Source organism: Enterococcus sp. GPZ-007 (assembly GCF_059374735.1).
This window is the reverse complement of sequence record NZ_JCAFYN010000011.1, coordinates 84,007-94,199: the sequence shown is the minus strand read 5'-3', so window position 1 is coordinate 94,199 and position 10,193 is coordinate 84,007. Positions and strand designations below refer to the sequence as shown.

Annotated in this window: 10 protein-coding genes; 6 read left to right on the top strand and 4 right to left on the bottom strand. The window is 41.4% G+C overall.

Annotated features, from left to right (window positions below):
• The 4 genes from AC4J95_RS08135 to AC4J95_RS08120 form a co-directional block, all read left to right on the top strand.
• Positions 1 to 1,323, top strand: a 1,323-nt coding sequence (locus tag AC4J95_RS08135) for a replication-associated recombination protein A (protein WP_494549438.1), incomplete at its 5' end; no start/stop codon positions are given.
• Between the two features lie 204 nt (positions 1,324 to 1,527).
• On the top strand, positions 1,528 to 1,695 hold the full coding sequence (locus AC4J95_RS08130; protein ID WP_494549437.1) for a hypothetical protein: 168 nt from the start codon (positions 1,528 to 1,530) through the stop codon (positions 1,693 to 1,695).
• A gap of 200 nt (positions 1,696 to 1,895) precedes the next feature.
• Positions 1,896 to 2,723, top strand: a complete 828-nt coding sequence (locus AC4J95_RS08125) for a DUF4931 domain-containing protein (RefSeq protein ID WP_494549436.1) — start codon at positions 1,896 to 1,898, stop codon at positions 2,721 to 2,723.
• A gap of 16 nt (positions 2,724 to 2,739) precedes the next feature.
• On the top strand, positions 2,740 to 3,249 hold the full coding sequence (locus AC4J95_RS08120) for a YehS family protein (RefSeq protein ID WP_494549435.1): 510 nt from the start codon (positions 2,740 to 2,742) through the stop codon (positions 3,247 to 3,249).
• 45 nt (positions 3,250 to 3,294) lie between these two features.
• On the opposite strand, the gene AC4J95_RS08115 is transcribed toward AC4J95_RS08120, so the two are convergent.
• The 3 genes from AC4J95_RS08115 to AC4J95_RS08105 form a co-directional block, all read right to left on the bottom strand.
• Entirely contained in the window at positions 3,295 to 3,930 is a 636-nt protein-coding gene (locus AC4J95_RS08115; RefSeq protein ID WP_494549434.1) for a PepSY domain-containing protein, read from the bottom strand.
• Between the two features lie 101 nt (positions 3,931 to 4,031).
• Entirely contained in the window at positions 4,032 to 5,384 is a 1,353-nt protein-coding gene (locus AC4J95_RS08110) for a sensor histidine kinase (protein ID WP_494549433.1), read from the bottom strand.
• Positions 5,374 to 6,081 (bottom strand): response regulator transcription factor, encoded by a 708-nt coding sequence (locus AC4J95_RS08105; protein WP_494549432.1) that lies wholly within the window; start codon positions 6,079 to 6,081, stop codon positions 5,374 to 5,376. The genes AC4J95_RS08110 and AC4J95_RS08105 overlap by 11 nt, the downstream gene beginning before the upstream one ends.
• Before the next feature lie 744 nt (positions 6,082 to 6,825).
• Here AC4J95_RS08105 and allD point away from each other — a divergent pair.
• A complete protein-coding gene (gene allD, locus AC4J95_RS08100; protein WP_494549431.1) occupies positions 6,826 to 7,875 on the top strand; it encodes an ureidoglycolate dehydrogenase in 1,050 nt (349 codons plus the stop codon).
• Positions 7,876 to 7,950: 75 nt separating this feature from the next.
• Here the strand turns inward: allD and AC4J95_RS08095 are convergent, their stop codons facing one another.
• Positions 7,951 to 8,793 carry an alpha/beta hydrolase fold domain-containing protein gene (locus AC4J95_RS08095; protein WP_494549430.1) on the bottom strand — a complete coding sequence of 281 codons (843 nt, stop codon included), beginning with the start codon at positions 8,791 to 8,793 and terminating at the stop codon, positions 7,951 to 7,953.
• A 155-nt stretch (positions 8,794 to 8,948) separates the two neighbouring features.
• Between AC4J95_RS08095 and allC the strand changes: the two genes are divergently transcribed.
• Positions 8,949 to 10,178, top strand: a complete 1,230-nt coding sequence (gene allC / locus AC4J95_RS08090) for an allantoate deiminase (RefSeq protein WP_494549429.1) — start codon at positions 8,949 to 8,951, stop codon at positions 10,176 to 10,178.
• Positions 10,179 to 10,193: the final 15 nt, after the last annotated feature.

The following is a 10,193-nucleotide window of genomic DNA, read 5'->3' as shown; positions in this document are numbered from 1 at the left end:
AAGCAAGGTTCTATTTTTGAAAAATCCAGAGAAGATAGTGAACCGTTGGCAACGCGGGTTCGACCAGAGAATCTTGAAGAATTTGTGGGTCAGAAGCACTTGCTAGGTAGAGGGAAGTTGTTGCGAGAAATCATTGAAAATGACCGTGTTTCGTCGATGATTTTTTGGGGTCCTCCCGGTGTTGGCAAGACGACGCTGGCGCGTATTATTGCGAATCAGACAAAATCAGAATTTATTAATTTTAGTGCGGTAACGAGTGGGATTAAAGAAATAAAGAGGGTGATGAAGGATGCGGAGCACAACCGGACTTTCGGCACGAAAACGATTGTCTTTGTGGATGAAATCCATCGCTTTAATAAGGCTCAGCAGGATGCGTTTCTGCCTTATGTTGAAAATGGCAGCATTATTCTGATTGGTGCAACAACGGAGAATCCGTCTTTTGAGATCAATTCGGCGTTGCTTTCCAGAAGTAAGGTCTTCGTCTTGAACCAATTGGAGAGCGATGATATTTTGCAGCTGCTGAAGCAGGCGATCGATAGTCCAAGAGGATTTCCAAAGCTTAAAATTAAGATGGACAATCAAGTGCTGGATTCCATCGCAAAGTATGCCAATGGCGATGCCAGAGTGGCTTTGAATACTTTGGAGATGGCGGTTCTCAATGGCGAAAAGCAGGCGGACACGGTCACGCTTAAAGAGGATAAGCTGCTGGATTTAATTGAAAGAAAATCGTTTCTTTACGACAAAAAAGGCGAAGAACACTACAATATTATCTCTGCTTTGCATAAATCGATGCGTAACAGTGATGTTGATGCGGCGATTTACTGGCTGGCTCGAATGGTGGAGTCTGGCGAAGATCCGTTATTTATTGCCAGACGGTTGGTACGTTTTGCGAGTGAAGATATTGGTTTGGCGGATATTCGTGCGTTGGAACTTGCCAACACAGTCTTTCAATCCTGTCAGTTCATTGGGCTCCCGGAGTGTAATGTTCATTTAACTCAAGCGGTGATTTATTTATCCTTGGCGCCCAAATCTAATGCGGTGGATGCTGCTTATCAAATGGCGAAAAAAGATGTTTACGAAACCATGAACGAACCTGTTCCATTGGTGATCCGAAATGCGCCTACTAAATTGATGAAGGATTTGAAGTACGGCGAGGATTATCAATATGCCCATTATACTGAAGATAAACTGACTACAATGAAGACGATGCCGCCTTCACTGGAAGGGCATCAGTATTATTTTCCTACGACGCAAGGAAATGAGAAGCGGTTCAAAGACCGGAAAGAAGCCATTGATAAATGGCATGCGGAGCATGATCAATAAAAGCTGTACACTGGATTTATTAAAAATATCGCAATAAAAAGAGCTATCGTTAAGTATAATCAGTCGACTGATTGGCGATTATTCTAACGTTTACAGGCATTATTATTGTTTCCAGACAACGTGGTCAGGTACAATCAGTTATATAGAAAAGACCGATAAGAATAAATTCGATGGTGGGAAGTGTTCAGATAATAGGAGGCTATTATGAAGAATCTACTTGCGGCAGGTTTTTTATTTGTAGGCGGTGCTATTCTGATGACAGTAACAGAGATGGGAAAGATTGTTCCATTCCTTGGTGCTGCTTGTGCGCTGGTTGGTGCTGGTTTATTAGTGTTTTTCGTGTTCAGTGATAATGGCCGATATGGCAATTAGATAGATGGCTCAAAGCGGCTCAGGAACGACTCAATTCCTGAGCTTTTTTGCGTTAATAGAACTGCGAAGGCCAAATAAGGCTGCCCATGAATGAGGATCATTTTAAATGTATATCGTTTTAAGCGGATTTTGGTATCATTTTTAGTTAAAAAGAATGGTACTATTGGATAGAATAGTTTTTTAGGAATTGGAACGATCTTATGACTATTGAAGATCATTTTGATGGGAGTTGCTTATCAATGAAAAATGCCAACAAAGACGCCTTAATTTTTCTGCCGCTTGCGGCTAACGGAAAACCTCAGCATCTAGGTTCTGAAAAAGCCGGTTGTCCGTTTTGCGACTATGCAGAAGAAGAAAATATTCTGAGAAGTGAACAAAACATGTTCTGGGTCCGCAACAAATATCAAACGTTGCAGGATACCTTTCAAACAATTATTATCGAGAGCGATGATCATAATGGAGATATTACCACTTATTCAAAAGAGGAAAATCGCAGGTTATTCCACTTTGCCTTCGATTGTTGGGGACAAATGAAAAATGATCCTCAATTTGAATCAGTGCTCTTTTATAAAAATCATGGCCCATTATCGGGCGGGAGCTTGAAGCATCCTCATATGCAGATCGTGGGACTAACCGAATTTGATGGAGAAAGTCAAATCGATGCTGAAAATTTTGCAGGCATCACGGTTTTAGCAGAAAAGAGTGTGACGATCAATTTTTCTACGATGCCAGTGATGGGCTTTTTGGAGATCAATATTCTGGTGGACAAGCATGCACCGGAAGCGATCAATGATTTGGCGGATTATGTGCAAAAGACCGTCAACTACATATTGCATCACTATCATCATGGGCGTTGCGAAAGCTATAACTTCTTTCTATTTGAAAAGGAAGGAAAGTACATTGTCAAATTGACGCCTCGTTTTATCGTATCGCCGTATTTTGTCGGCTACCGCTTGTCTCAGAATTTTTCTGAGGAGCATTTACTGGTTTTACGAGATGATTTCAGAGAAAACTTGCTAGAGGAATAGACTATGGAGGATTTTAATGACGAACAATGATCTTTTACTGCGTTTAAGATATGCCGTTGATATTAAGGATACGGATTTGGTTAAGGCGTTTGAGCTGGGCGGGGTCACCGTCACACGAGAAGAAGTGCGAGAAATGCTGACAAAAGCGAAGGAAACCGAACCAACAGAAAACAATATTTATCTGAAGCCAATCAACAATCAAATATTGGATGCTTTTTTAAATGGCTTTATCCTCCTTAAGCGAGGGCCGCAAAAGAATCAAAGCGGTGAAGCAGAACAGCCAAAATCAAAGGAAATCAAGTACATCAATAATGTTTTTTTGAAGAAACTGAAGATCGCCTTGTTTTTAACGAGTGATGATCTGCTGGCGATTTTTTCTGAAGCAGGTGTCTATCCTTCGAAGGGTGAGCTGGGAGCGATCCTGCGAAAAGAAGGGCATCGAAATTTCAAACCTTGTGGGGACAAATATATACGGAACTTTTTGAAAGGTTTGGGCTTGGTTTATCGAAATGAAGCGAATAGGTAAAAAAGTGGTTCTCAACGTATTTGTATGTTGAGAACCACTTTTGTTTTAATCGTCTACTTCAACTTCCAAGACATTCCCCGACTGCGCATCGATGGAAATATCGGTTTGTTGCCCGTTTTTCTCGACTTTCACTTCCCAGTAGGTTTTAGATAGTTCTCTTTCCAACGACCATTCTACGATGTTGCCGTCGACTTCTTTTTTGGCGATAGAATTAATTTTGTCTAATGAAAGAAGATTTTTTAAATCGAGTTTTTCGTTGTTTCGTTTATTTTCGTTTCGTTCATCCTCATCCAGCTTTTCTTCATTTTGACGTTGGAGCTCACCAGTCTCAGAGAAGATGAGCTTGTATTCCTTGCTGCCATCCATTCCTTTGACTTCATAGATGAGCGTGTTCATCCGAGACTCAATGTCAATATCAGTGATATCCGTATTTGGTTTATTCTTTTGGTAAAGAGCGATAATCTCGTTCAAAGACAGCTGTTTGCTTGCTGTGTTTGAACTGTTTTGTGCGCTTATATTGGTAGAACTGCTTGACTGTGTCGAGCTATTCTCTTGTGTGATGCTCTGACTGCTTTCCTCCTGTTGATTGCCGCTCTCTAGTTGCGCGTCGTTATCGCTACAGCCGGCGAAAAGTAGTAATGCCGCACTAGTAATTAATAGAAGTAATCCTCTTTTTTTCATTGTTATCTTCCTTTCTTGTTTCTTTCTATACTCATAGTATAGCGGGTGGAGGAAGCTAGAAAAACAAGACGAGATGAAGGCTTCATGAAGATTTCTTCATCTTAGCGAGGAAACTCCAGAGTAAAGCATAAGCCGCTTGGTTGATGGTCAGTAACTGAAATGCTGCCATGATAAAGTTCCGTCAGCTGTTTCACGATCGCTAGACCAATGCCGGTCCCGGGAATCTTGCTGGAGCGGGAACGATCGACGCGGTAAAATCGTTCGAAGATCTTTTCCTTTTCGTTATCGGTTATGCTTACGCCGGTATTGGCAACTTGTAAGCTGATTCTCTTTTCATCGGAAGTGAGAGTGATACTGATCTCTCCATCTGCTGGTGCATACTTCACAGCGTTTTCAATCAAGTTCCGAATGATTTGATAAAATTGCTCATGATTGCCCATTAGGCTGGCTGTTTCATCTAATTCCAATCTCAACTCCTGCGTCATCAGTGATGCATATTCTTCAAGAGTAGAACGGATCATTGGTGCCAGCAAAATTTCCTGCACATCTCCAGGCTGCTTCTCGCGATCCAGAATCAGCAGCTGATTGGTCAGCAGCTCCATTCGTTGCGATTCCTTATCGATAAACGGTAGCGACTTTTCCAATACCTCGGGATGTTCACTGACGCGCCGCTTGATGAGATTAACATGTCCGCGAATCGCCGCCAATGGTGTCTTTAACTCGTGAGAAGCGTCTGAAATAAATTGCCGTTCTCGCTGCATCGACTGCTCCTGCTGATGGAGGAGGCGGTTGAAGGACTTGGCAAGATTGCTGGCTTCCTGTGGTGAGCTTGGCTCGGATAGCTTTTCATCTATTTTCGGCTGTTGCGACAAATTCTGGACCTCGTGATTCATCTTGACTAGCGGCGCACTGATTTTTTTAGCAAATCGAGCGATGAAAAAGATTCCCAGCAGCAGTATCAGTAAGGATATCCCTAAAGTCCACAGAAAAAGGGTGGTGAGTATCTCGAAATTATCCTCCATACTGGTGAGCACTGCCACGCTGGTGTCTTTCACCTGAAATTGTTTAAAGAAATAGGGCGTGTTCTCATCCCATAAAATATCTGACAGGAAAGGCAGCTGCTTCAAACCTTGAAAGTTGTCATAGAGCTGATAGGCCTCGCTGGAATAAACCGTATTGCTTTTTTGCAGCGAAACCCGGATATAATATCTGGGATCATCTGCGGCAATGTAAAGCTGCAGGGTATTTTTCCACTCTTGGTTGGTCTGTGTTTCTACCTGAGACAGCGCGTCCTCAATTGCCTCGGTTTCTTTTCTACTGGACTCATAGAGCTGCAGCGCGGTGACACTGAGGATCAAAATATTCACTAGCAAGACTAATCCTAACATAATGATGCTGAAGCGGGTGATCAGCTGATACTGCAACGTTTTTCCTTGTTCTTTTCTATTTTTCATCGGCTATCCTCAAGATATAGCCAACACCCCGCACTGTTTGAATCAAGCGGGGATGCTGTTCATCGTCTAATTTATTGCGTAATGCTCGGACAAAGACATCGACCGTATTCGTTTGACCGATATAATCATAGCCCCAGACTGTGTTCAGCAGCTCATCGCGAGTAAACACTTCCTCAGGTTTTTTCATCAATTCATAGAGCAGATCAAATTCCTTCTGTGTCAGCATAATATCCTGCCCATCCCGTGTCACAGTCCGTTTCACTACATCCATGACTAAATCTTGATATTGACTGATAATCGGTTCGCTTTGCATTGCCTGTATCCGTTCCTCGCGGCGCAGAATCACTCGAATACGCGCCAACAATTCTTCGATATCAAAGGGCTTGGTGAGATAATCGTCAACGCCGGCATCAAGCCCCGAGACTTTATCCACTACCTGATCTCTGGCAGTCATCATCAGGATCGGTACTTGACTGCGGCGACGAATCTTACGCGCAACGGTTAATCCATCCACTTTCGGCAGCATCCAGTCCAACAAAAGCAGACTGATCTTTTCTTCGTTTGCATCAAACAACTCCAATGCTTCCTGTCCATCCATGGCAATCAGAACTTCATAATGTTCATATTTGAGTTCTTCAGCGATAAAGCTGATTAAGCTTTCTTCGTCTTCAACAATCAGAATCACGGGTATTTTCATTGTCTTCTCCCCATCTATTAGAATGACCTCTTATAGTTAAGAGTAGTTGGCTTTTTAACGGAGGTCAATTGTTTTATGATGAAGAAATTTTCATAAAACAGAGGAATAGATTTTCGTTTATAAAGAGGCGTATTCTTTAGCTCATAATTATAAGAAATGGGAAGGAGGTAATTTTCTTGAACATTGGAAAAATTGTTACTTCAATGAATTAAATGCCATAAAGAATAATGAAATTTATAGAGTGTCTTCTGGTGGTGCTCAAAAAAATAAAAAAATATCAAATATTAATTATAACGCTAATATAATAATTATATGTAGCATTCTGGCGTTGGTTTGTCAAACAACAACGCAAATAATGCAAATTTGAATATTATTAGTAAAATATTTTAAAAACAGAATTAAATAAGTTAAGATATTAACAGAAGATATTGACTCTTGAAATAGGAGTGAAAAACAAGGCTGTAGTTCACAGCTTTGTACTCAATAATCAGCACTTTAGTTTTATATAGTGTTCCCCCGAAGAAATTTGTTAGGTTCTATCAATGAAAGAAGGAAAGCATCTGACGGTGTTTTCCTTTTTTCATTCTATGGAGGGTGTTAAACAATCTAATCGCGTACGAAATCAACAAATCCTTATTATTTTTTGTGCATTCTGAACAGTGTCTAGCTGGTAAAAAACGCTTACGATATGAATGAAAAAGTATGTTCGGAAAAATCTAAAATTAAAAGGAAAAGGTGAAAAAGATGAGATTAACAAAGAAGGAATTGCATCAACTAATCAAAAATAAAATTAACAAAGCGGGCCTTTCAGAGGAGCAGGCGGAAATCGTCAGTGATGTGTTGACTTTTGCCGATGCTAGAGGGATTCACTCGCACGGCGCGATGCGTGTAGAGTACTATTCAGAACGGATTGCAAAGGGTGGGATCACTCAGGATCCACAATTTAATTTTTCGCAAACCGGACCAAGCTGCGGGATGTTCGAAGGAGATAATGGATCAGGCTTCGTTGCGGCGGAAAAAGCGATGGATCATGCCATCGAGATTGCGAAAGAAACTGGCGTAGCAGTCGTCGGTATCAGAAATATCTCACATAGCGGTGCTTTGGCTTACTATGTAGAAAGAGCGGCGGAAAAAGATATGGTCGCAGTATCGGTTTGTCAATCAGATCCGATGGTCGTGCCCTTTGGCGGCAGCGAGCCATTTTTCGGTACGAATCCGATTGCTTTTGCGGCGCCAAGCAACGATGAGCGAATCATTACTTTCGATATGGCAACGACTGTTCAGGCTTGGGGGAAAATTTTGCATGCTCGTTCCCGCAAAGAATCGATTCCGGATACTTGGGCGGTTGATGAGCAGGGCAATCCTACGACAGATTCGACAAAAGTAAATGCTTTAGTACCAATTGCCGGAGCAAAAGGTTACGGCTTAATGATGATGGTGGATGTTTTATCTGGCGTGTTACTGGGTGTGCCATTCGGAAAACACGTTTCATCAATGTACCATGATCTGTCAAAAGGAAGAGAATTGGGGCAATTACACATTGTGATCAATCCAGAATTCTTCGTTGGTTTAGATACTTTTAAACAAACAATTTCCACGATGCTAGATGAGTTAAAAGCTGTCGCGCCAAGTGCTGGATTCAAAGAAGTGAATTATCCTGGTGAGCGGGGCAGAATGCGTGAGAAAAACTATGAAGAGAAGGGCATCGAAATCGTTGATGATATTTATGAATACTTAGTCAGTGATGATATTCATTACGATCGCTATGATCACAAGAATAAATTTGCAGAATAGGAAAATCTCTAAATAAAATGAATAAAAGCTTCGATTCTACTATTGTATAGTAAAATCGGAGCTTTCTTTTTAGGACTAGTAATCTTGCTTAATCAGCCAACAAATCATCTTCTGATAAACATTGTCGGCTATTGGATTTTTCGTTCGATCAAAATCGTGTTCATTCGAGTCGAGTTCAAGAAATGTGGACTGTTCAACTGCTTCAGATAATTGTCGTGATGCTGCTACTGGCACATCTGGATCTTTCGTACAGTGAACGATAAACGCAGGAGGAAACTGTTTCAGTTGCTCAGAATTGACCGTTAGTTCATCCGAGATTGTTCCTAAATAATTCAGCCAATTTCCATATTGGCGAGCAGAAAGATAAATAGGAAACCTGTCCTCTAAAGTGCCGTTAATAACGGACTGATCTTGAATGAATTGCTGAGCTGCATGAGGCGGGACTTTTGGAAAACGATGATAAAAGGAGCTAGGCAAAGTAAAATCTGGATGTTCAAAGTGATGATATCCATAAAAGCGGATTAGACCAAGCTGTTGTTCATAATTATTGGTCGTCAAGATAGACGCTAAGTAGCCGCCAGCCGATCGCCCAAACAGATAGAAGTCTGGTCTCGAAAGGTTTAATTCTGTTTGATAATTCTTTAAATACCAGCTAATTGCTTCTTCTAAAAATTGGATGATTTCGGTTAATGGCGTTTCAGGGGCAAAAGGATAGTCAAAAGTCAGAACATTAAACCCATTTTCAAGAAAGCTATTTAGATAAGGCTCTGGCAAATCATCCCGATCACCAAAGAAGAAGCCGCCGCCGTGCAAATAAAGAATTGTCGCTTTTTTTGAATTAGTCACCAAACTAGGAAAAAAAGATGTTTTTAAAGAAATCTGATCCCAAGTTTTATAAACAAATACCTGTTTACTCATATGATCCCTTCTTTCTATCTCATTATAGAAAATCATTTAAAGGGAATTCACAGTGCTTTAGCACAAATAGATATCGATTTTTGTTACTTATGAACAATGAAGTTCACAGTATTACCGCTTACAATAAGTTTAATCAATAAAGGGAGGTTCATGGAATGACTTTAAAAAATCGTCTAGATAATAATATTAACGCATTGTCCCAGATAGGCAGTGATCCAACAGGCGGGATGACGCGGCTGCTCTATTCTGATTCTTGGCTAGCGGCTCAAAAATTTGTTGAAGGAAAAATGCAGGAGATCGGGCTGGAGACTTCATTTGATGAAATTGGAAATTTATTCGGTCGTGCGACAGGAACAAAATATCCTGAGGAAACAATCCTATCTGGGTCCCATATCGATACCGTTGTTAACGGTGGTACGTTAGATGGGCAATTTGGCGTAATGGCAGCCTATCTTGCCGTTCAGCAATTATTGGAAACCTATGGCAAACCTTTGCGTTCGTTAGAAGTCATTTCGATGGCCGAAGAAGAAGGAAGTCGTTTCCCGACAGTTTTTTGGGGTAGTAAAAACTTCGTCTGCGAAGCCTCCAAAGAACAAGTCGAAGATATTGCAGATTCTGAAGGCTTGAAATTTGTTGATGAAATGCGCCGCCAAGGCTTTGATTTCGCTGATAAAGCAAAAGCAAGACGCGAGGATATCAAAGCATTTGTTGAGATTCATATTGAACAAGGAAATGTGTTAGAAAATGAAAAATTACAAATTGGTGTTGTGAACAATATCGCTGGTCAGAAGCGCTACACCTTCGTTCTAAAGGGTGAGGCCAACCATGCCGGGACGACTCCGATGGGCTATCGACACGATGCGGTCTACGGATTTTCCAAAATTTGTTCAGGAATTATTGATCGTGCGTTCACGAAGGGCGACCCGTTAGTGGTTACTTTTGGCAAGGTCGAACCAAAGCCAAATACCGTCAATGTTGTTCCGGGCGAAGTGTTGTTCACGATGGATTGTCGCCATACGGATGCGAATGAATTGAATCGTTTCACAAAAGAAGCGGAAGATTACATGAAGGAAGTAGCTGACGAGCTTGGATTGGCTTTGGAAATCGATCTTTGGATGGATGAAACGTCCGTTCCAATGGACAAGGACGTCGTTGGTATCGTCGAACAAGCGGCGAAAACCAAAGAAATGAAATACAAAGTGATGCATAGCGGAGCGGGTCATGACTCACAAGTCATCGCACCCCATTATCCGAGTGCCATGATTTTTGTGCCGAGTATCAAGGGGATCAGCCACAATCCAGCAGAAGCGACTGACTTAGCGGATTTGACTGCCGGAGTAGAAGTACTGGCACAAGCGCTTTATGAATTGGCGTACAAAGAGTAGGAAAGAGGAGAAAAA